The following is a 21,874-nucleotide window of genomic DNA, read 5'->3' as shown; positions in this document are numbered from 1 at the left end:
AGAAACACGACAACAATTTGAGGAAACGCAATGTCACTTGATCCCCAGGTGGAGGCGATGCTCGCCCAGCTTGCCGAAAACCCGGCGCCGAAGTTGTGGGAGATGCCCCTGCCGGATGCGCGGGCGACCTATGAAGGCATGGCAGCGGTTCTGGATCTGCCGGACGCGCCCATCGGCAAGACGGAAGACATTTCCATTCCCGGCCCGGCTGGTGACATTCCTGCGCGCGTCTATACGCCAGTGGCAGGGGGCAGTTCAGCGCTGCCCTGTCTTGTGTTCTTTCACGGTGGTGGCTTTGTCATCGGCAATCTTGTGACCCACGATGCCTTGTGCCGGACGCTGGCCAATGAAGCCCGTGTGCGTGTCGTTGCGGTGGACTACCGACTTGCGCCGGAGCATGTGTATCCGGCGGCAGCGGACGATTGCTACGCGGCAACCAAATGGGTGGAAGCCAATGCGGGCACGCTTGGCATCGATCCAAATTCCATTGCGGTGGCCGGTGACAGTGCAGGCGGCAACCTTGCAGCGGTTGTGTGCCTGATGGCGAAAGCCAAGAAGGGGCCGCAGATTGCGTTTCAGATGCTGATCTATCCCACCACCGATTTTACGGACGCGGAGCAGTGGGGATCACGCACAGAGTTTGCCGAAGGGTACTTCCTTGAAAAGGAAACCATGCGCTGGTTTGAAGGCAACTATATGGGCGGCAATGATGCGGCGCGCTCAGAAGAAACAGCGTCGCCTCTAAGCGCCAAGGATTTGTCCGGACTGCCGCCTGCCTATGTGATTACGGCGGGGTTTGATCCCTTGCGGGATGAAGGCAAGGCGTATGCGGATGCGCTCAATGCAGCTGGCACCAAGGCTGAGTACATCGATTACCCCGGTATGATCCACGGCTTCTTCAACATGCAGGCAGCGCTTGATGTGTCGAAGGAAGCGGTGAAGGTCGCGGCGGAAAAGCTGGCTGCGGCGCTGGCACACTAGCTCGTTCGGGTTTACCCCAGCACCTTGCGCGGGTTCATCACGCCTTTGGGGTCGATGGAGTTTTTGACGGCACCCAGGGTCTGCATGCCGATGGGGCCTTTTTCCTGACCCAGCCAGGGGGCGTGATCTGTTCCCACACCGTGGTGATGGGAGATCGTGCCGCCATTGGCAGCGATGGCGTCAGACGCTGCACGCTTGATGGTCAGCCATTGCTTGATTTCGCCGTCCAGCCCGCCATCGTGGCGGCGGGGGAAGACGAAGGTGAAATAGAGGCTGGCACCATCCGTATAGGCATGGCTGATATGGGCCATGACGATGCCCTGCTGGCCCGGCCCATCAAGGGTTTCCTTGGTGGAGGTGGCAATGGCGTCCGTGACGGCCTTGTGCAGCGTCTCGATGTTGGACCAGAAGGTGGATGTTTCCAGTGTGTCGACGCCCAACCCGTGATCCATCATCGGGTCGCGGACCATGGGGCCGTGGAAGCGGCCGGCCTTCCAGCTTGTGCCGGGAGATTTGCCTGCATGCAGCCCGCCAGCGGCGGCGATGATCCGGGCGGCGCGGTCCCGCGCGTAGGATACATTGACGGCGCTGCCTTCCATACCGATCAACAGTACGCAGGGTTTGTCGGCATAGCCGCGCAGGCGCAGATAAGCGTCGGCCAGATTGTCCTTGATGCCCTTTTCCTTGCCGACGCTTGAGAGCGTGCGGAAGAAATAGGTTTCATCCGGGTCTGACAGGCGCAGCATGGCAGTGGGGATTTCCGCCTGTACGATCTGGCGTATGGCGTCGGCGCCTTCTGCAAAGCTGCGGAAGAGATAGCCGCGATAATCTTCCGTCTCCGGAACATCGTGAATCTTGAACGTCGCCTGGGTGATGATGCCCAGTGTGCCTTCACTGCCGGCCACAAGCTGGTTGAGGTTTGGGGCCGCGGCAGACCCCGGCGTCGCCTCGGTGCGCCACAGGCCTGACGGTGTGGCCACATGGGCAGACACCAGCCATTTGTCAGCGCGGCCATATCGGATGGAGTTTTGTCCGGCACCGCGCGCGGCAACCCAGCCACCAAGGGTTGAATACTCAAAGCTTTGCGGATAGTGGCCAAGGCGCACGCCGTGATTGGCAAGGGCCTGGTCGAGGGCAGGTCCGTAGATGCCAGCCTGCGCGGTTGCTGTCATGGCTGTTTCATCGATGCTGAGCAGGGACGCCATCAATGTGGTGTCGACGGTGATGCACAGGCGTGTTTCACCTTCTTCGCGGGCGGTGACGCCGCCAACGACGCTTGAGCCGCCGCCATAGGGCACGAGCACGATGTCACCGGCCGCGGCAAACTCAACGAGCCGCTGCACTTCTTCTTCGCTGCGCGGATAGACAACCGCATCAGGCGCATTGGAAATGTTGCCGGCCCGCATCCACAGCAGGTCGTGATAGCTCTTGCCGCGGGCATGGAAGGCGCGCTCATAGTCGCCCACATGCACCTGATTGGCACCGACGATGCGCTCAAGCTCAAGACGCGTTTCGCCATCAAGGCCAGAGGCTGGCAAAGCGCAGTCGCCCAGGTCCTTGGCGGGTGTTTTGGGCAGGGGTGAAGAGATGCCAAGAGCATCTGCGATCCAGTCCCACGCAGGGGACCCATCGGGCAGGGCGTCTGGTTGGGCGGTTGGACCCCAGCCATTCCAGCGCAAACTTGTGCGATCAATCGTCATGTCTTTGCCCTTTGATGGGGTGGTCTGCCCAAATGGTTCGTCTTATGTGCGCAGTTTGATCGCTTTTGGCAGAATTTCAAAGCTCGCGGGGAGGCGACCTGGTGCCTCACCGTCGATATCGAGCAGGACTTCAGCATTTTCGTCGATGGGAAGGGCGAGCAATGTGGTGGTGCGGGTCGCGATGACTTTCGGGCTTTGGATATGGGTGCCCTTGTAGAGGTCGCCGTCGCCCGCCACGAGGTCCTTCAATGTCGTATCAGTCATGATGACCACATCGAACACACCGTCGTCGGGTTCTGCCATGGGGGCCATGTGCATGCCGCCGCCGAAATACTGTCCGATGGCAACCGCAGCCGTGCCGACATTGAAGACTTCGTCGTAGCGCTCATCCATTTTGATGCGCACGGGCTCGGGCTTGTACCGCAGGGCGGCCCAAAGCGTGCACCAGGCGAAGGTGAACTTGCCGCCGAGCATTTTCGGCCATGTGGCCTTGTTGACGGCGCGGTCCACCACACCTGACAGGCCGAAGCTTGCGATGTTGTTGAAGTAGCGGGTTTCCTTTGAGCCGTCGTCGGCGACGTAGGAGATGCGGCCAAGATCCACGCTGCGGGCGTCGCCGCGGGCGCAGATGTCGGCGGCCTGCTCAATGTCGGTTGGAATGCCGAAGGTGCGGCGGTAGTCGCCGCCGGTGCCCGCGGGCATGAGGGCGAGGACCGCATCGGGATTGATCAACTGGGCGTTTTCAAAAAAGCCGTTGATGCATTCATGGATGGTGCCGTCGCCGCCTACAGCGATGATCTGATCCGCGCCGTTCTTGAGTGCCTGTGTGGTGAGGCGCGCTGCATCCCACGGGCCTGTGGTGAGGGATGTCTCGACTGGCTTGCCGGTGATCGGCGTAACGGCCCGGTTGATGGCTGCCAGCAACTCGTCCCAGCGCTTGGAGGTGCCGCCACCTGCGGACTGGGGATTGGCAATCACGTGCACTTTTGCGCCGTCCGTCAGAGCAAAGGGCTTTGCTGCAGGCGCTGCTGTGGACGTGTCACTCATGAGGCTGCCGCCCGACACTGCGTGCCCGACTTAGGCAGGTGTGGCTCAAGCAGCGTCGTCGCGCGTTGTGAAGCGCAGTTCTGCTTCCGCAATCTGGCGTTCTTTTTCACCCGGATCCCATCCCAGTTCGTCGCCGGCAATGTCAGCGATTCGTCTAAGCGTATCGTGGCCGGGATGGCCCAATGTGCCAAGGCCTGTGCGGCGCTGGAGAATATCATCCAGGGAGCGCGCCATCTCGGTGCGGATGGAATAAAGCACCTGCGCGCCGATGGTGGGCGAGATGTTGGACAGGGGCTCGAGTAGCTCCGGCTTGCCCTCGTGTTCGGCCACATCCACCACATCATCCATGCGACTGCCGTAATTCCGGGCGAGATTGCACACAACATCCCTTGGCATGTTGGGCAGCCGCGACAAAGCAGCAGCTTCAAACTCGCTGTAGCGGGTGATTTCCCCGCCCTGGACCGGGGTCTGGGCGGTTGTGCATTTGGCAGGGGTCTGACCGAGTTTTTCGTAGGCCATGTCGGTCACTTCTTCGGCGAGATGGCGCGATGTGGTCCATTTGCCGCCCAAGGCCGAGAGCAGGCCATCAAGACCCTCGGTGCCGTGATCGAAGATTTCAGCGGCGCGCGAGGCACCGTAGCTGTCTTTTTCTTCGTCGTTCGGATTGGTGTCCACCAGCGGGCGCAGGCCTGCGTAGAAATGTTCCACGTCATCGCGAGTGAGGTTCAGGCCGGGCAGGCCCGTGTTGATGATCTCGATGAAGTCGGCGATGTCCTTTTCGCTGACGCCCAGCTCATCCGGCTTGCCGTTGAAGACCGTGTCGGTGGTGCCGATGATGGTGTGATCGCGCCAGGGGATGACAAAGAAGTGCCCGCCACCCTTGGGCAGCACGGCGAGCGCCATGTTGTCCGTCAGCTTGCGGGTAATGAGGTGGATGCCTTTGGAGCGGATAAGACCGCGTGAAGGCTTGCCGCCTTTTTCCGCCAGCGCCATCACGATGTCGCCCCAGGGGCCGGTGGCATTGATGGTGAGGTCGGCTTTGATCTCGTGGGTGCTGCCGTCCAGAAGGTCCGTCACCCGCGCGCCTGTGACCTTGCGCTTGGCGCCATCAACCTCAGTGAGGATTTCATCGACCTGGGCATAGTTGGCCACATGGGCACCGTTGTCTGCGGCGTCGCCAATGCATTCCACACCGACGCGCTCGGGCGCATAGGTCTGGCAGTCGTAATAGATCATGGCGCCGGTCAGCCCTTCCTTCTTGAGGTAGGGGGCGTGCTTCAGCGCTTCTTCGCGGGAGAGGCGCTTGTGGCGCGGCATGTGCTTGTCGGGATCGTCCAGCCGATTGCGGTCAAAAGACAGCATGTCATAGAGGGTCAGGCCGATCTTGAGCTGGATGGTGGAGGCCATGCCGTAAAGGGGTACGAGGAACGGCACCGGTGTCACCATGTGGGGCGCGATGGCCTCCCAGGTGCGGCGCTCGCGCAGGCTTTCGCGCACGAGGCTCAGTTCGAAATTGGCAAGGTAGCGCAGGCCGCCATGGACCAGTTTTGACGAGCCAGAACTTGTGGCGGAGGAAAAATCCTTCTTCTCGACAAGCGCAACGGACAGGCCGCGCATGGCTGCGTCGCGGGCAATGCAGGCACCGGTGATGCCGCCGCCGATGATGAGAAGGTCGTGGCGGGTGGCCGCCATATGTTCCAGATCGCGCTGCATATGCGCCTAGTCCTTGTTTTCTTTGTCGTTGTGGACGAGGCCGTGCTGGGACATGCGCCAGACGAGCATGTCGATACGGTCCTGGCCAAAGAAAGGCTCGCCGTTGAATACCATAAGAGGCACGCCCCAGTGGCCGGAGGCCTTCTGGGCCGCTTCGTTGTCTTCGATCACCTGTTCAAAATGATCCGGGTCCGCCTCAATGCGGGTGTCGAGTTCGGCAAGATCAAGCCCGGCGCGGTCGGCGGCTTTTTCAAGATGGTCGCCCTCGTTCCAGCCCTGGACGCCGCCAAAGATGATGCCGCTGACTTCGTTCAGGAATTCGATGCCGTGGCCGGCTTCAGTTGCGGCGACGCCAAGGCGCGTGAGCCGCTGGATATAGGGTTGGTCCTCAGGCACCTCGCCGGACGCAATGTCCATGACGATGGGATCCGGCTTGGGCCAGGCGTAGGGCAGCTCTTCCATTTCCGCGATGCGGGCCGTGTCCATCAGCAGATAGGGCGGCCATTGCGGGTTCACGGTCTTGAAGAAGCCAGGAATACGCACGGCGATGGGATAGACCGGCCGTACATTGACGGTGACGTTGTGGTCCTCGACGACCTTTTTCAGGCGTGGCGTCGCCAGATAGGAGTAGGGCGAGCGAAACGACCAGAAGAGGTCGAAGGAGAGGTCAGCAGCCATCGATGGGTTCCTTTGCGTATGTTGGGCGCACGCTACCGCGCGCAGGGTAGGGTCCCCAAGTAAAATCGGACGTATTCGGTCGGTTTAGAGGAGTGCTTTCAACGCACCAGATGACTTGCTAGGGTCCACGCTGACAAAACATCAGAACAAGCCTGAAATCGGGAGAAACGTGATGCCACAGGCCAATGCCAATGGGCTGTCCTTTGAATATGAGACCTTCGGAGACAAAGCCAACCCACCGCTTCTGCTCATCATGGGCGTGGGCTGCCAGCTGGTGATGTGGCCGGAGAGCTTCTGCAATGGTCTGGCTGATCTGGGCTTCCATGTCATTCGCTATGACAACCGTGACGTTGGCCTCTCCAGCAAGATTGATGAGGCCGGTGCGCCGGACATCATGGCAGCTGTTACGGCGCAGCTGACCGGCCAGCCTGTGACATCTCCTTACTCACTGGACGACATGGCAGATGATGCCGCCGGGCTGATGGATGCGCTTGGCATCGACACAGCCCATGTGGTGGGTGCCTCCATGGGTGGCATGATCGCGCAGCTGGTGGCGACGCGTCATCCTGCCAAAGTGAAGAGCATGGTCTCCATCATGTCCACGACCGGCAATCCGGATGTTCCTCCTGCGAAACCTGAAGCCATGGCTGCCCTGCTGACGCCGCCCGCTGATACCAGCCGTGAGGGCATGATCCAGCAGGGTGTTGATATGTGGAAGGTGATTGGCAGCCCAAAATATCCGGGTACGGACGAAGAACTTCGTGCCGTTGCTGCGGCCAGCGTGGACCGCATGGTCTGCCCGGAAGGCTTTGGCCGTCAGGTGCTGGCCATTCTTGCAGCGCCTGCCCGCAATGATGCGCTGGCCAAGGTGACGGCGCCGACCATGGTGCTGCATGGCGCGGATGACCCGCTGGTACCGGTTGAAGGCGGCAAGGATACAGCAGACGCCATTCCCGGTGCGCGACTGGAAATCGTCGAAGGCATGGGCCACGACTTCACTGAAGCGCTGGTGCCTGTCTATCTCGACAAGGTTGGCGGCTTTGTGCGCGAGGTTGAAGTCGGGCGCGCGGCGGCTGAATAGTTTTCAAGACAACAACACACGGATATCGCTGGGAGGCGACACATGCAGATCAAGGCAAACGGCATCGACATTGAGGTCGAGACATTTGGCGACAAGGCCAACCCCACCATCATTTTCGTGATGGGTTTCGGGGCGCAGCTCATCAACTGGCCGCCGGAAATGATGAGTGCGCTGGTGGACCGTGGGTTCCATGTGGTGCGGTTTGACAATCGCGATGTGGGCCTGTCGCAGAAGTTCCCTGAGCTTGGCACGCCGGATGCGGGCGAAGTGATGGGCAAGGTGCTGGCCGGAGAAACGCCAGAGGTTCCCTACACGCTCACGGATATGGCTGCTGATGCGGTGGGCGTGCTGGATACGCTGGGCATCGACAAGGCGCACATCGTGGGCGGGTCCATGGGTGGCATGATCGTGCAGCTGGCCGCGGCTGAATGGCCGGACCGGTTTAAGTCGATGACATCGATCTTCTCAACCACGGGCAATCAGGAGGTGCCACCGGCCACGGACGCAGCCATGGCGGCACTTCTGGGCCGCCCTGCCAATGAAGAGCGCGAAACAGTCATCAAGCACTCAATGGGTGTACGTGCGGCGATCGGCTCTCCAGCCTTTCCAACGCCTGATGATGAAGCCCGCGAAAAGGCCGGTGAGACCTTTGACCGGTCCTACTATCCCGAAGGCACGACACGTCAGTATGCCGCCATCATTGCCGATGGTGACCGGCGTGAACGCCTGAAAAAGATCACCTGCCCTGTGCTGGTGATGCACGGCACGGATGACCCGCTGGTACGGGTTGAAGGTGGCCGTGACACGGCTGCGAACATCCCGGGCTCCAAGCTTGTGGAGATTGCAGGTTGGGGCCACGATATGCCCAAGGAAGTGCTACCGCAGCTGATTGATGAAATCAGCGCTCATTGCACTACTGCTGAAGGTCGGGCTGCTGCTGCTGAGTAAGCCACAGACCACAGGTCAGACGACAAAAGTCCCTCCGGTTTTTGGCCGGGGGGATTTTTTGTGGCTGGTGCGTAACTAAGAGGCGTGAGCGGGCGGCCCCTGGATCCCGGATCACTTCCGGGATGACATTGTTCGGGAGGGTCTCCTTTTTCCTCAACGCCATCCTCCGGCTTGACCGGGGGATCCACGGGCGGCTGTGTAGTCCCACCGCACCCCCAACCGCATCCCCGGACTTGATCCGGGGTCCACTCGCGGTCGCTGTTCAGTTGATTGGTTGCGAGTAGGCCCCGGATCAGGTCCCGGGCTACGGAAATTTTTTGTGTTCTCTATCCCCGGTCTTTCTGGCGGCTTCATACTGGGTATGCCTCGTGCTTGAGGGCATCCCGGACCGTCCGGGCTTGGGCATGGGGGCGGATGGCCTTGTGGGGTGCTTGCGGGTAACGAACGCGAGTGATCATGAGGCGGTGAAGGCTCGGCCCGGCGCGTAAAGTAAGATCGCCCCGGTGGACGTGCATGCGGACGCGACACATGGCCAGACCGGTGTTGGAATGCATGTGTGACCGGTAGCAGGGCTGCGGTGGAACACTGCGAGGTAACGCCTTGCCCCATCGCTTGTGCAAAAGCCGAAGACCATTCGTAACGGGAGCGCTGCTTAAGAGCGGCACTCGATACAATTTTTGATCACAACGGCCGGGCTGCCACGGCAGCGCTCCCGTTCTCCCTCGTTTTGAGGGGCGTGTGTTTAACTACCTTCGCAGGCGGATCGCGTGCGGGGCATGTGGTGTTGTGGGCAACAGAAGGTTCGTGTCCCCGGACGTGATCCGGGGCCTACTCGCAAACCCCCTCGCCGCAGCGCCGATGGTTTGACCGAAACGCTGCGGCTTGGGGTTGCTGAGAGTGGACCCCGGGTCGGGCCCGGGGATGCGGTCTGGATTGGCTGAGGTGCCCTAGACCTGACTTGCGCCGCCGTCACACGGCACCGTGGCGCCTGTGGTGTAGGCAGAGGCACGGGACGCCAGGAAGATGGCGACGCCTGCGATGTCTTCTGGTTCACCGATGCGCTTGCGCGGGTTATCGGCCTTGATGGCGTCGCCCATGGTGGCAAGGGTTGCGGCCATCATGTTGGACGGGAAGGGGCCCGGCGCGATGGCGTTGACGAGGATGTTGTCGTCCGCAAGGCGACCGGCCAGGTGACGGGTCAGCATGATCATGCCGGCCTTAGAGGAGGAGTAGGCAAATGTATCAAGGATCGGAGGCTCGATGCCGTTGATGGAGGCTGTGTTGATGATGCGGGCCGGCTCTTCATAGGTGGCGGCCTTGCGCAGCAGCGGCAGCAGCTTCTGGGTCAGGAAGAACGGGCCTTTGATGTTGATGTCAAAAACCTTGTCCCAGCCTTTTTCAGAGTAGTCATCAATGGGCTCGCCCCAGGCAGCGCCGGCATTGTTGATGAGTACATCGAGCTTTTCTTCGCGGCTTTCAATTTCCTTGGCAAAGGCTGTGACGCCTTCAACAGTGGAAAGATCGTAAGGCAACGAGATGCAGGTGCCGATTTCAGACAGGCGGGCGGCGGTTGCGTCGCAGGCCTCTGCCTTACGGGCGGTGATGTAGACCTTGGCGCCATTCTCTACGAAGCCGGTGGCGATCATTTCGCCAATGCCGCGGCTGCCGCCGGTGATGACGACGACTTTGCCGGACACGTCAAAGAGGTTTTTCATGGATTTTATGTCCTCATGGGAAGTTTGCGTATGCGTTCCCCCAAGGCCTTAACGCAAAGCGGCGGCAAAAGGGAGTCCCCTTTGCCGCCGCTGACGTCCTTGCGGACGCTGCGTCATCTGTGTGTGACGTGCCTAGAAGCTGGCAGCGTCGAGTTCCATCAGGGTCTCAGCACCAGCTGCAGAGCGGGTCTTGAGAGAAGCCGTCATGGGCATTTCGCGTTCCATCCAGAACTTCGCGAGCACCAGCTTGCGCTTGTAGAACTCGGCATCACCTTCACCGGCATCAAGCTTGGCCTGTGCGGTCTTAGCCATCTGGGCCCACATGAAGCCGAGCGACACGATGCCGAACATGGTCATGACATCGTAAGAGGCAGCGCCGGCCTGCTCGAAGTCCTTGGGTGCGTTTTCAGCCAGCCACAGGGCTGCGTGCTGAAGGTCGCCAAGGCCTGCCTGAAGGGAATCAAGCAGCGGCTTCAGATTGGCGTCGCCCTGGTTGTCGTCGATGAACTTCTGCACATGGGCAAAGAAGGCCATGGGGGCACGGCCGCCCTTGGCTGTCATCTTGCGGCCGACCAGGTCCAGAGCCTGAACGCCGTTCGCGCCTTCATAGACCTGGTTGATGCGGGCATCACGGACGAACTGTTCCATGCCGTGATCGGCGACGTAGCCGTGGCCACCAAAGACCTGCATGGAATTGTTGGCGGCTTCAAAGCCCTTGTCGGTGAAGTAGCCCTTGATGATCGGTGTCATCAGCTGGCCCATGTCTTCAGCGAATTCGCGGGACTTTTCATCCTTGGCCGCGCGCGCCTCGGTGAACATCAGCGATACCCACATGGCAAGGGCGCGGGCGCCTTCCACGAAGGAGCGGGATGCCAGCAGCATGCGGCGGACATCCGGGTGCACGATGATGGGATCAGCGGACGCATCCGGGTTCTTGGCGCCGGACAGTGCGCGGCCAGCGAGGCGTTCGTTCGCGTAGATGGCACCGTTCTGGTAGGCGACATCGCCGATGGCGATGCCCTGGATGCCCACGCCCATGCGGGCGGCGTTCATCATGCCGAACATGCCGGCCATGCCGGAGGACTTGGATTTGGGCTTGCTGCCGTCCGCATTTGCGGGGGCTTTGGGCTGCGGCTTGGGGCCAAGGCGGTAGGCCTTGGCGTCATCAAAGTTGAGCACGCAGGTGGCCTGCGCCTTGATGCCCATTTTCTTTTCGATGGACCCGGTGGAAACGCCGTTGCGCTCCTGCAGGGCGCCGGTTTCCTGGTCTACGTTGACCTTGGGAACCATGAAGAAGTTCACGGTGGAGAGGTCATCAGCCAGCTTGCCGTCTTCATCCGGAATCTTGGCGATCACCATGTGGACGATGTTGTCCGTCATGTCGTGGTCGCCGCCGGAAATGAAGATCTTGGTGCCGGACAGCTTGTAGGTGCCGTCGTCCTGCTCAACAGCCTTGGTCTTCATCAGCTTGAGGTCGGTGCCACAGTGAGGCTCGGTCAGGCACATGGTGCCGCTCCACTCGCCGCTCACCATCTTGGGTACAACGTGCTCTTTCATCCAGTCATCGCCGGTGGCAGCCAGCGCACTGTAAGCGGCGCTGGTCAGGCCGGGATACATGGTGAAGGCCTGGTTTGCGGCCATGCCCATTTCGGTGAAGGCAAAGCTCACGACGGCAGGCATTCCAGCGCCACCCATGCTTTCAGGGGCGGCCAGGCGGTTCCAGCCGCCTTCGCAATATTGCTCGTAGGCTTCCTTGAAGCCCTCAGGCACACGCACGACGCCGTTTTCAAAGTGGGCGCCTTCGGCATCACCGGACTGGTTGATGGGCTGAAGGACTTCTTCACAGAACTTGCCGCCGCCTTCGAGAATGGCGCGGGTCATGTCTTCAGTGAGGTCCGAGAATCCGGGAAGATCGTCACGATCCTGAATCTTCAGGAGGTCGTGGAAGATAAACATGAAGTCGTCGACAGGGGCTTTATAGGTAGGCATGTGGCCATCCCTCGCTTACTGACAAAGTTGTTAGAATTGGCGCGCAGTGTACTGATGGAACGCCGTGTGTCGAGCTTTTTTTGCACCGCAGCAGATTGGGCAAAATGCGGCTATCGACTCCGCATTTTTGCAGTGATTACGCAACGCGTACAGTGGTTTAGCGGACTCTTGCCAATCCCGATACTCTTTGACGGTCGCAGGACCTACCGGTCCTGATACTGGGGTGCCCGCTTCTCCACAAAGGCTGCAAAACCTTCCTTCACGTCCTGGGTCTGGGCGGTGAGGATCTGGTTGCGGTCTTCCATGGCAATGGCTGCCTCAAGGGAGCCTGCGTCAATGTTCATGTTGAGGCACTCCTTGGTGAGGCGCAGACCAAGGGGGGCTGTGGTCAGCATCTCATCGAGATAGGGGCGGACGGCCTCCTCGAGTTTGTCATCGGGCACCACTTCGGAGACGAGGCCCGTGGCCAGCGCGCGCTCGGCCTTGATGAAGCGACCGGTGAGCATCAACTCGCTGGCTACCGAGACGCCCACAAGGCGCGGCAGGAAGTAAGAGACGCCGATGTCGCACGCCGACAGGCCGATACGGATGAAGGCAGCATTCATTTTTGCGCTCTCACCGGCAATGCGGATGTCGGACGCCAGCGCCAATGCAAAGCCGCCGCCGCAGGCCGGGCCATGGACGAGGGAAATGATCGGCTGCTGGCACTTGCGCATGCGCATGACGATTTCAGAGATGCGGCGCTGGGACATGAGGCCAGCGGCTGGTCCGGACTGAACGGCCGAGCTGTCGGACCGGTTGGAGGTGTCCTTGAGATCAAGGCCTGCACAAAAGGCACGACCGGCGCCCTTGAGCACGACCACGCGCACGGCGTTGTTCATATAGAGTGAGTGGAAGTAATCCAGCAGTTCGTCGACCATGATGGGGTCAAGGGAGTTGAGCGCGTCGGGGCGATTGAGCGTTACCCAGTCAACGGCACCTTCTTTGCGGATGTCGAGTGTCGTGTAGTCCATGGCTGTTTCCTCGGTTTGGTTTGATTTGGTTATGGCGATGCGGGTGCGGCCTTGGCGGCGATCATCTGCTCGAGCACGTCGGGCGGGAGATCAAGCCAGCGCAGGCTGATTTCGTCGGGGCTGCTTTGGGGATCAAAATAGGGTGGATGAATGCGGACCACGTCGGCAATGAACTTGCCACTGGCCGTGCCCAGCGAGATGGTGCCGGTGGCAAACTCACCGACCGTCAAGGAGAGGGTCGCGCCTTTGAGGCGGGCACCGCCGAACGACCAGTCGATGATGTCCACCGGGCCAAAGCCAAGATCAATGGTGGGACGGGTTGCTGTATCCGTCTCACGCTCATGCAGGCGACGTTCCGCGCCGGTATCCGTTTCCAGGTCCGGGTGGTGGGCTGGCTCATCATCAGCGTGATCAGAGATGTGATCGGGCACAGGGCGGCGCTTTCATTCTGGGGAATGTTCAGCGCCAGTGTGCGCTGCTCTGCGTGCTTGCTCAAGGTCTGGCGTGGTCATGTCGTGATCGTATCCGAGGTCTCTTTGGACGCTCGTTGCCATATTGATGCCGCGTGGGCGGTTGAGTGTGGTGTTTACCGGTCCTTCATGGCCTGGCTGCGACTGTGCGGGCTCTTTTTCGCAATATTGCAACACCACATGTTGATGGGAGCAGGGCTTTCCACATGTCCGATCGGTAGGTACTGTCCGGCGGTCAGAATCCCGGCGTCCTCCCTTCCTGCCGGACCTCGACAGGTTGCCTTTTCCATCCTTCGGTTCGGGCAATCCATCGATCTGGCGCACTCTTGAAAGGCGACCCTTCTTCTCGTGAGCGGCTCATTCGACATAGTGCAGGACATGATCCTGCCTGCTGCCCTGTTCGGGGTGATGGTGACGGTCGGCATGGAGCTGACCCGTCGCGACTTCCGCGATCTGGTGGCTGCACCCAAGGGCTTTTTGATTGGCAGTGCCGTTCAACTGACGATGTTTCCAGCGATTGCCATTCTTGTTCTCTGGCTGGTGCCGCTGCCGGTGGCGACGGCTGTGGGGCTGGCTATCGTGGCTGCATGTCCCAGTGGCGGTTTCTCCAACGTGCTGACATTGCTGGGACGTGGTGATCTGGCGCTGTCCATATCCCTCACGACAATGTCCAGTGTGCTGGCAATTCTGACATTGCCGCTTGTGCTGGCCTTTGCACTGTCGGTGGCGGATGTCGGGGCGGCCACGGGCGAGACTGTGTCGATCCCGCTGGGACCGACACTTACTCAGTTGTTTGCGGTGGTGTTGCTTCCTGTTGCCATTGGCATGTGGGCACGGGCAACACATCCTGCCTGGGTGCAGCGGAACATTGACCGCGCACAACAGACAGCCCAGTACGCGCTGTATGGCGTGGTGGTGTTGCTTGCCATTCAGGACTGGCAGCCGTTCAGTGCTGGCATCGAGTCATCCATGCCGCTGGCAGCCGTCATGTTTGCCTTGAGCGCAGGCGGTGGCTTTTTCATCTCCAGCATGTTTTTGACCCGGGCGCAGGCCTTCACGGTGGCGATCGAGACCGGCACCCGCAATGTTGGTCTGTCGACGCTGGTGGCCATCAGTGTGCTGGACCGGGTGGACTGGGCGGCCTTTGGGGCTGTGTATATTGCTCCGGCCAGCCTGTTGGGCTTTGCTGCCGCTCTGGCGCATCGCCGGGCCATCAAGATGGACCGCAAGCGCGCAGCGGAGCGCGGCGGTCAAAAAGGACGCTCCTCGTCCGGGATGTAATCGCTCCATGTCGCAGTCAAGCCCACTTGTCGGCCGCACACTAACGCAGTTGCGTGGTGTCTATTATGGCTGGTGGGTTGTTGCGGCGGTGTTCGTCACCATGGCGACCACGGCGGGCATTGGTTTTTACAATCTTTCAGTTCTGCTCGGGGCCTTCAGCGAAGAGCGTTTTGACGTCAGTGAAGTCTCCGGTGCGACGGCGACGTTCTTCCTCGCCTCCGGCTTTGCGGGCATGGCGGTTGGACGCCTGATCGAAATTTATGACGCGCGCTACGTTGTTGCGATCTCCGGCGCGTTGGGCGCGCTGGTGTTTGCCTTCGTGGGATCGATCACGGAAGTGTGGCAGCTCTACTTTTTCTACGCGTTGTTTGGCGTGCTCTATGCTGGCTGCGCGCTGGTGCCCGCGACCACTCTTGTGGCGCGCTGGTTTGCGCGGCGGCGTGCGGTTGCCCTGTCCATGGCCTCCACGGGGTTGTCTGTCGGCGGCATTGTCTTTGCGCCGGTTTCAGCCTGGATCATTCAGACGCAAGGCCTTGAGATTGCCGGTCACTGGCTGGCGATCATGTTCTTTGTGGGTGTTGTGCCTGCAGCGCTCTTTGTTATGCGGCCCAGCCCGCAAAGCATGGGGCTACGCATAGATGGCGATCCACCGCTTGCGGATGGCGAGCAGGACGGGCCGCCGGATGGTGTTTCCATGGCGGTGGCTGTTCGCTCGCGTTTCTTCATCGGTGTTACTGCAGCCTATGTGTTTGCCATGATGGCGCAGGTGGGTGCGCTGTCGCATCAGTTCAGACTGGTGACCGTGCGCGAAGATGCAGCACTGGCGGCGATTGCAGTCTCAGTGCTTGCGGCTTCGAGCATTGTTGGTCGTCTGCTTGGCGGGTTTGCATTGACGCGGCTGCCGATCCGGACATTCACGCTGACCTTCATGGCCATGCAGGCTGTAGGGCTGACAGCATTTGCGTTTGCTGACGGCGTTGTGGCGCTGATGGCTGCGTCGGTTCTGTTTGGCGTGACCGTGGGCAACATCTTGATGCTGCAACCTTTGTTGCTGGGGGAGGCGTTTGGTCTGCGCGACTATGGTCGCATTTTTGCCCTCAGCCAGATGTTCGGCACGGTTGGTGTTGCCGCTGGTCCAGCGCTGGTAGGTGTTGTCTATGATCTGGCCGGAGGGTACAGCCCGGCCTACCTGGCTGTTGCAGCTGCGTCCGTTGTGGCTTTGACGATTTTTGCGGTGTCGGGCGCTGTGCGTCAGCCGACACCGCAGGCAGACTAGCCAAGCCGCGTTGGCGCCTGTGGAACGTCTTTCCAGAATTCAGGGTCATGACCATACATGATGGTCGCGCCGCGCTGCTGCAGATCTCTCAACGTATGCAGAGACGCGAGCATTGCCTCTTTGTCATGACGAAACCGGGGCAGGTGCAGATTGTCCAGCGACCGGCGCAGGTAGCAGGCGTCTCCTGCCAGCACGAATTGGCCTTTGTCTGTCGCGACCTTGAGCGATTGATGTCCCGGTGTATGGCCTGGTGTCGGGATGCAGACAACGGTGCCGTCTCCGAACAGATCAAGCTCACCGGTGATCATGTTGAATGACTGGCCGGTTTCAAAATCCTCAGCCACATAGCCAAAGGGCGTGCCGGCTTCGCGTGCGTGTTCGAGCTCGCGCTTTTGCACGATGACAGGTACGTCGGGCGCCAGCTGGTTGCCACCGGCATGGTCGAAGTGGAGATGAGAATTCACAAGGTGCGTGACCGTGGAGATGTCCAGCCCGGCGTCTTCAAAGCGGGCAGGCAGCAGCTCATGCTGGCTCACATGAAACTCGTGAGACTTGTGCACCTGACCGCGATAGCGCGTGTCATCATGGACCGCATGCGGATTGAGCCCGGTGTCGAACAGCACGGATCCCTTTTCGTGCACCACCAGATAGGCCGGCACGGGAACTTTCAGCGTGCCTTCCTCGCCTTCAAGAAAAGACTTGAAGGGCATGGTGAGATGTCCGCAGGTGAAGGCGTAGAGCGCAACCGTCATGGGTCGGATCAATCCCTGCCGCGACCGGACAGATTGTGGCTTTGTTTGAGGTCGCTGCGAAACGCGCTGATCAGGCGTTCTGTCAGGCGTTCCTTGTCTGCAACCGGCTCTTGCGTGCGGGTGGTGTATTTGGCGTGGCCGCGCCAGACAACGCGCGCGCCTTCGTCAAGAACTTCAAAGTCCATTGTATAAGTGGACAAGGGAGAACAGACGTCACCGTCGCGGTCAAACCGGTATTGCCCAACTGCCTCTGGTTCACGGCCGCCCTGTACTTCAGACCGGATCGTGAAGTTGGGGTCGCGCTTTGGGTGCTGATTGTCAGTCTCATAGACCAACTGCCAAAAGGCGCTGTCATCGATCTTGAATCCCAGATTGGCCAGGCGCGCCGCGATGTCGTCTTCCATGTTCACGTCGCGGTCAACCGCCCGTCGGCTAGCCAGTGCAATGGGGCCGCCAAGGGGGATGTCGCCAGTGATGTGGCTTCTGATTTCAAGGCCAAGGCCGGAGCAGGCGTCCGATGGTCCATCCTGAGCATGGGCCATATTGGAACCCTGTGTTGCCAGCAGGATGGCCGCTGATGCAGCGACGGCAACTGTCAGGCAGCCGGTGATCAAGGCTTTGCGAGTACGCGGGTTTGCTGGCATCACGGCTGGGCTCCTTGTGGCCAAAGTTCTTGTTTTTTGCGTGTTGTGGGTAAGGTAGCGCAGATATTGATGGCTGTCAGTCTGATGACAGCTATGCGCACCCATGAGGACGTCTATGTTTGCATCCGGAACCCCTGGAACAAGACCATTTATGCAGGCGATTGCTGTCGGCGTTGTCGCAGCATGTGTCACCCTGCCTGCAGGCGCTCAGGACCAGCAGGCGACAGATGCCTTCGTGCAGAGCATCAAGACGCCGCAGTTCAAATCAACTGTCACTGTGGCGCCTGAAATCATCATGGAATCCGGTCTTGGGTCCGATCTCGTGTCGGGCAGCGTTGCCGCCGCCAGGAAGCTTGCTGTGCTGGCTGCGGAAGACGCGGAGGCCTCGCCGGAATTTTTCCGTCCCTATCTCGTGGACGAGCTGTGGGACGTGACCCTCGCCAACAAGACGTTTGTGAGTGTGCTGGGCACCCACTGGATGTACACGGGCGGTGCCCATGGCAATTATGATTTCTCAAGTTTCATCTGGCGGCGCAATGACGACGGCGTCGGAGACTACATGCCACTTGGGGATATGTTCGCCGACGGCATGCGCAAGGACTCCCCGCTCTGGGATGTGTTGTCCCGTGCGCTTCTGGAGCAGTGGGAAGCGGAATGGGCGAAACGGATTGGTCAGCCCCTAGGAGATGACGACGCTGCATGGAGGGACAGCGCCGAGCGTGCCTTCGCTTATCACCCGGAGTACCAGCCTGTGGTGACGCTGCTGCCGTCAACACAGAGTGAGAAATCTGCGGGACTCACTTTCCATTACTCACCGTACCTGTTGGGCCCCTATGCCATGGGCTCCTTTTCTTTTGATGTGCCTTATGCGGTCTTTGAGGATTACCTCACAGATGAAGCCAGACCCTGGTTCGGTGGTGAGATCAAACCCGCCCTGCAGGCAGATGAGTAACACGCCTACACGTCGTCGATGTGTGCGGATTGCGTCAGTGGCCTGGCATTGCTCAACCGCTGGATGACGCGGTCATTGGCTGCGGATCAGGCGGCGCTGGACCAGTCACAGGCGGCACCGGACGCCCAGTGATCTGCCTCTTGTCTCCTGCCCCCTGACTGGGGCACTGTCCGCTCGCAGATGCACCAGCTCAGTGGTCCCGTAGCTCAGTTGGATAGAGCATCAGATTCCTAATCTGAGGGTCGGTGGTTCGAATCCACCCGGGATCACCATTTACTCTGTCCATCTGATATTCGCGCAGCGTGTGCCGAGGTGCTTGCCAAGCCACAGGTTGTTGGTGAAGGATGGAACATAACAAAAATACGACTATCGGAGGTTGCGCGCACACCGGGCCCGAGGCTTGGAGAGTTTTACGCGTATGCCTGAAAAGACGCTGTCCATTGTTGTGATTGATCAGGTGCCCGAGCGGGCAGACCTGATTACGGCTGGCCTCAACGGGGCCGGATACGCGGAAGTGACTGTGATTTCCAATACGGTTGATCTGGTCGGCCGCATCGCTGCGATCAATCCCTCTGTCATCATCGTTGACCTTGAGAACCCGCGCCGCGACACGGTGGAACAGATGTTTCGCGTGTCCCAGCAGGTCAAGCGGCCGGTGGTGATGTTTGTCGATCAAAGCGACTCGGATACTGCCCGCGCTGCGATGGATGCAGGCGTCAGTGCGTATGTGGTTGATGGCATGCAGCCGGAGCGCATTCGCCCGATCGTTGATCTTGCCATTGCCCGGTTCAACAAGTTCCACAAGCTGGAAAGCCAGGTTGAAGAGCTGTCCACTGAACTGGCGCAGCGCAAGACCATCGAGCAGGCCAAGGGCATCTTGATGGAGCAGCGTGGCCTGTCGGAGCCGGATGCCTATGGTCTGCTGCGCAAGGCGTCCATGGATCAAAAGCGCCCGCTTGTTGAAATTGCCGAGAGCGTGATCGTTGCCTCGAAGGTTGGACTCTAGTTTCGAGTTTGTGCCTGCTTTGTGAGCAGCGGCTGGCTAGTTGTTGGTCAACGCGCCCGAGAAGCCCCGGCGTCGCGTTATCTCTACCAGTGCCAAACCCTTTTCCCATCAGCGTTTCATGCGCATGCCGATTTCTTGGCACACCGGTTGCTAATAAGGGAGGGTGACTGCCTCAAGGACGAGAGCAGTCTGTGACATACCGGGTCCGAGGACGGGCCCTCCGAAGCGAAGCCGCTTCCGAACCGCGCTTTATGGCGCGGGGCTGGAACGCGGCTTTTTTTGTTGCCGATCGCACGGCGGGAACAGGTCTCCCTGGACAGGAACAGACCACCCAAGCCGGCAAACAGGAGAGTAAAAGCATATGAGCTTCGATAAGGACCCCTTTGATGCGAAAGCCAAACTGTGGAACCCCTGCTCCTGCGGGGGAAACCATTCGCAGGCGGAGCACGACACGGTAAGTGCTGTTGATGCAGAAGTGGCGCCGCTTGACGTTGCCGAGGAGAAGGTCAACTCCGAAGAAATTCTGTCGCGTCACATCGAATCCGCTGTGATGAAAGCGGTGTTCGGGACCGACATGGCGCGCCGCAATTTCCTGACGGCAGTTGGCGCCTCTACGGCGGCTGCTGCCCTCAGTCAGGTGTTCCCCATGGGAGCCGCCAAGGCAGTGGCTCAGGAGATGTCTGGCCAACTTGAAAAAACCAAATTGTCCGTGGGCTTTGTTCCCATCACCTGTGCGACGCCCATCATCATGGCGAGCCCGATGGGGTTCTATGAAAAATACGGACTTGATGTGGATGTCATCAAGACGGCCGGCTGGGCTGTGGCTCGCGATAAGTCATTGTCCGGTGAGTATGACGCAGCACATATGCTGACGCCGATGCCGTTGGCGATCACCATGGGCGCCGGTTCAACGGCGGTGCCTTGGACCATGCCTGCTGTCGAAAACATCAACGGACAGGCCATTACCCTCGCCACGAAGCACAAGGACAAGAACGACGATCCTTCCAAGTGGAAGGGTTTCAAGTTCGCCGTGCCATTCGATTATTCCATGCACAACTTCCTGTTGCGCTACTATGTGGCTGAACATGGCCTTGATCCCGATACGGACATTCAGATCCGTGTGCTGCCGCCGCCCGAGATGGTGGCCAACCTTGCCGCTGGCAACGTGGACGGATATCTCGCGCCTGACCCGTTCAACCAGCGTGCCGTTTATGACGGTGTGGGCTTCATTCATAAGCTCACAAAGGAAATCTGGGACGGGCATCCATGCTGTGCGTTCGCAGCCAGCCAGGCATTTGTGGATGAAATGCCCAATACGTTCATTGCGCTCTACAAGTCGATTATCGATGCTACGGCATTTGCGTCGGCGCAGGAGAACCGCAAGGAAGTGGCTGCTGCCATTTCGCCACGCAACTATCTCAACCAGCCTGTGACGGTGGTCGAGCAAGTGCTGACCGGTACCTTTGCGGATGGTCTTGGCAATGTTCAGAAAGTGCCGGACCGGATCGACTTCAATCCGTTCCCATATCACTCCATGGCGATCTGGATTCTGACGCAGATGAAGCGCTGGGGATATATCTCCGGTGATGTGGACTACAAGGGCGTGGCCGAGCAGGTGTATCTGGCGACAGATGCCCAGAAGGTCATGACCGACATGGGGCTGACGCCGCCGGTCGAGACGTATGACTCCTATGAGGTGATGGGCAAGACATTCGACCCGAACCTGCCCGAAGAATACGTCAACTCTTTTGCGATCCGGAGGTAGGGATGCGCGTTGACTCAATCCCCATAGGCCTGCGTGCTGCCCTTCTCTCGGTGCTGCTATTTGGACTGTTTGTGTTCTCCTGGCAGCTCCTCAGCACGAGTGGAACAGGCCCCAGTGATGCGGGGATGGACCCGGAGCTTGCGGCCCTTCTTGGGCCGCAGGCAAAGGGTGGCAACGCCTTTCCGCCCCCAGGTGAGGTCTTTGGTGAGCTTACCCGCCACGTGATGGACCCGTTCTATGATGCAGGTCCGAACGACAAGGGCATCGGTATCCAGCTTGCGTATTCCGTGATGCGGGTGCTGCTTGGTTTTGGTATGGCGGCCTTGGTGGCCATACCGCTTGGCTTTGTCATCGGCATGAGCCCCTTGCTGTTCAAGGCGCTGGACCCGTTCATCCAGTTGCTCAAGCCGATTTCGCCCCTCGCCTGGATGCCACTGGCGCTCTACACAATTCAAGATTCCATGGCGAGTGCGATCTTCGTCATTTTCATCTGCTCTCTCTGGCCGATGCTGATCAATACGGCATTTGGTGTCGGCGCCGTTCGCCGTGAATACATCAATGTGGCGCGCACGCTTGAGCTGAGTTCATTGCGCACAGCCATCAGCGTCATTCTGCCTGCGGCGGCGCCGACCATTTTGACGGGCATGCGCATTTCCATCGGTATTGCGTGGCTGGTCATCGTGGCTGCGGAGATGCTCGTGGGCGGCACAGGCATTGGCTACTTCGTCTGGAATGAGTGGAACAACCTTTCCATCACCAACGTTATCGCTGCCATCCTCTTCATCGGGCTGATCGGAATGGTGCTTGACCTGTTGGTCGCGTTCTTCCAGCGGCGCGTTTCGTACACGGATTAAGGGCAATAA

Annotated in this window: 19 protein-coding genes and 1 tRNA gene; 10 read left to right on the top strand and 10 right to left on the bottom strand. The window is 59.9% G+C overall.

Annotated features, from left to right (window positions below; translation table 11 throughout):
• The first annotated feature begins 30 nt into the window (after window positions 1-30).
• A complete protein-coding gene (gene lipP1 / locus ABXH05_RS04615; protein ID WP_353559977.1) occupies window positions 31-981 on the top strand; it encodes a LipP1 family hormone-sensitive lipase in 951 nt (316 codons plus the stop codon).
• Window positions 982-992: 11 nt separating this feature from the next.
• Here the strand turns inward: lipP1 and ABXH05_RS04610 are convergent, their stop codons facing one another.
• The 4 genes from ABXH05_RS04610 to ABXH05_RS04595 are packed head-to-tail and all read right to left on the bottom strand — an operon-like array spanning window position 993 to window position 6,119.
• The gene (locus ABXH05_RS04610; RefSeq protein WP_353559976.1) at window positions 993-2,681 is read right to left on the bottom strand and encodes an FAD-binding oxidoreductase; all 1,689 of its coding nucleotides are present in this window, start codon (window positions 2,679-2,681) and stop codon (window positions 993-995) included.
• A gap of 42 nt (window positions 2,682-2,723) precedes the next feature.
• Window positions 2,724-3,728 (bottom strand): diacylglycerol/lipid kinase family protein, encoded by a 1,005-nt coding sequence (locus ABXH05_RS04605; protein WP_353559975.1) that lies wholly within the window; start codon window positions 3,726-3,728, stop codon window positions 2,724-2,726.
• Window positions 3,729-3,773: 45 nt separating this feature from the next.
• Complete coding sequence (locus tag ABXH05_RS04600; protein ID WP_353559974.1) at window positions 3,774-5,441, bottom strand: glycerol-3-phosphate dehydrogenase/oxidase; 1,668 nt, start codon at window positions 5,439-5,441, stop codon at window positions 3,774-3,776.
• Window positions 5,442-5,447: 6 nt separating this feature from the next.
• Window positions 5,448-6,119 carry a 2-hydroxychromene-2-carboxylate isomerase gene (locus tag ABXH05_RS04595; protein WP_353559973.1) on the bottom strand — a complete coding sequence of 224 codons (672 nt, stop codon included), beginning with the start codon at window positions 6,117-6,119 and terminating at the stop codon, window positions 5,448-5,450.
• A gap of 172 nt (window positions 6,120-6,291) precedes the next feature.
• Here ABXH05_RS04595 and ABXH05_RS04590 point away from each other — a divergent pair, with 172 nt between their 5' ends.
• Window positions 6,292-7,200 (top strand): alpha/beta fold hydrolase, encoded by a 909-nt coding sequence (locus ABXH05_RS04590; RefSeq protein ID WP_353559972.1) that lies wholly within the window; start codon window positions 6,292-6,294, stop codon window positions 7,198-7,200.
• 42 nt (window positions 7,201-7,242) lie between these two features.
• Window positions 7,243-8,148: an alpha/beta fold hydrolase gene (locus ABXH05_RS04585; protein ID WP_353559971.1), complete on the top strand. Its 906-nt coding sequence runs from the start codon at window positions 7,243-7,245 to the stop codon at window positions 8,146-8,148.
• Window positions 8,149-9,095: 947 nt separating this feature from the next.
• Here the strand turns inward: ABXH05_RS04585 and ABXH05_RS04580 are convergent.
• From ABXH05_RS04580 to ABXH05_RS04565, 4 genes are all read right to left on the bottom strand, one after another.
• Complete coding sequence (locus ABXH05_RS04580) at window positions 9,096-9,863, bottom strand: SDR family oxidoreductase (RefSeq protein ID WP_043949924.1); 768 nt, start codon at window positions 9,861-9,863, stop codon at window positions 9,096-9,098.
• A gap of 132 nt (window positions 9,864-9,995) precedes the next feature.
• Window positions 9,996-11,852, bottom strand: coding sequence for an acyl-CoA dehydrogenase C-terminal domain-containing protein (locus ABXH05_RS04575; RefSeq protein ID WP_353559970.1), 1,857 nt, complete (start codon window positions 11,850-11,852; stop codon window positions 9,996-9,998).
• Window positions 11,853-12,055: 203 nt separating this feature from the next.
• A complete protein-coding gene (locus ABXH05_RS04570; RefSeq protein ID WP_348135891.1) occupies window positions 12,056-12,865 on the bottom strand; it encodes an enoyl-CoA hydratase/isomerase family protein in 810 nt (269 codons plus the stop codon).
• A 29-nt stretch (window positions 12,866-12,894) separates the two neighbouring features.
• Window positions 12,895-13,296: a PilZ domain-containing protein gene (locus tag ABXH05_RS04565; RefSeq protein WP_353559969.1), complete on the bottom strand. Its 402-nt coding sequence runs from the start codon at window positions 13,294-13,296 to the stop codon at window positions 12,895-12,897.
• A 387-nt stretch (window positions 13,297-13,683) separates the two neighbouring features.
• On the opposite strand from ABXH05_RS04565, the gene ABXH05_RS04560 reads away from it, so the two are divergent.
• Together ABXH05_RS04560 and ABXH05_RS04555 are read left to right on the top strand one after the other, a co-directional pair.
• A complete protein-coding gene (locus ABXH05_RS04560; protein WP_348135888.1) occupies window positions 13,684-14,616 on the top strand; it encodes a bile acid:sodium symporter family protein in 933 nt (310 codons plus the stop codon).
• A gap of 7 nt (window positions 14,617-14,623) precedes the next feature.
• The gene (locus ABXH05_RS04555) at window positions 14,624-15,892 is read left to right on the top strand and encodes an MFS transporter (protein WP_353559968.1); all 1,269 of its coding nucleotides are present in this window, start codon (window positions 14,624-14,626) and stop codon (window positions 15,890-15,892) included.
• Here the strand turns inward: ABXH05_RS04555 and ABXH05_RS04550 are convergent.
• Both ABXH05_RS04550 and ABXH05_RS04545 read right to left on the bottom strand, forming a co-directional pair.
• Window positions 15,889-16,644, bottom strand: a complete 756-nt coding sequence (locus ABXH05_RS04550) for an N-acyl homoserine lactonase family protein (protein WP_353559967.1) — start codon at window positions 16,642-16,644, stop codon at window positions 15,889-15,891. The genes ABXH05_RS04555 and ABXH05_RS04550 overlap by 4 nt on opposite strands.
• Window positions 16,645-16,652: 8 nt before the next feature.
• Window positions 16,653-17,291, bottom strand: a complete 639-nt coding sequence (locus ABXH05_RS04545) for a hypothetical protein (protein WP_353559966.1) — start codon at window positions 17,289-17,291, stop codon at window positions 16,653-16,655.
• A gap of 148 nt (window positions 17,292-17,439) precedes the next feature.
• Here ABXH05_RS04545 and ABXH05_RS04540 point away from each other — a divergent pair, with 148 nt between their 5' ends.
• From ABXH05_RS04540 to ntrB, 5 genes are all read left to right on the top strand, one after another.
• The gene (locus ABXH05_RS04540; RefSeq protein ID WP_353559965.1) at window positions 17,440-18,240 is read left to right on the top strand and encodes a DUF3298 and DUF4163 domain-containing protein; all 801 of its coding nucleotides are present in this window, start codon (window positions 17,440-17,442) and stop codon (window positions 18,238-18,240) included.
• Between the two features lie 195 nt (window positions 18,241-18,435).
• A tRNA-Arg gene (locus tag ABXH05_RS04535) sits at window positions 18,436-18,512 on the top strand.
• A gap of 146 nt (window positions 18,513-18,658) precedes the next feature.
• Window positions 18,659-19,246 (top strand): ANTAR domain-containing response regulator, encoded by a 588-nt coding sequence (locus tag ABXH05_RS04530; protein ID WP_353559964.1) that lies wholly within the window; start codon window positions 18,659-18,661, stop codon window positions 19,244-19,246.
• 361 nt (window positions 19,247-19,607) lie between these two features.
• Window positions 19,608-21,011 (top strand): CmpA/NrtA family ABC transporter substrate-binding protein, encoded by a 1,404-nt coding sequence (locus ABXH05_RS04525; RefSeq protein ID WP_353559963.1) that lies wholly within the window; start codon window positions 19,608-19,610, stop codon window positions 21,009-21,011.
• A 2-nt stretch (window positions 21,012-21,013) separates the two neighbouring features.
• A complete protein-coding gene (ntrB, locus tag ABXH05_RS04520; protein WP_348135877.1) occupies window positions 21,014-21,865 on the top strand; it encodes a nitrate ABC transporter permease in 852 nt (283 codons plus the stop codon).
• The last annotated feature ends 9 nt before the right edge of the window (window positions 21,866-21,874 follow it).

Origin of the sequence: Pyruvatibacter sp. HU-CL02332 (genome assembly GCF_040362765.1) — a bacterium.
Classification (GTDB): domain Bacteria; phylum Pseudomonadota; class Alphaproteobacteria; order CGMCC-115125; family CGMCC-115125; genus Pyruvatibacter.
This window is presented reverse-complemented; position numbering and strand designations above follow the sequence as displayed.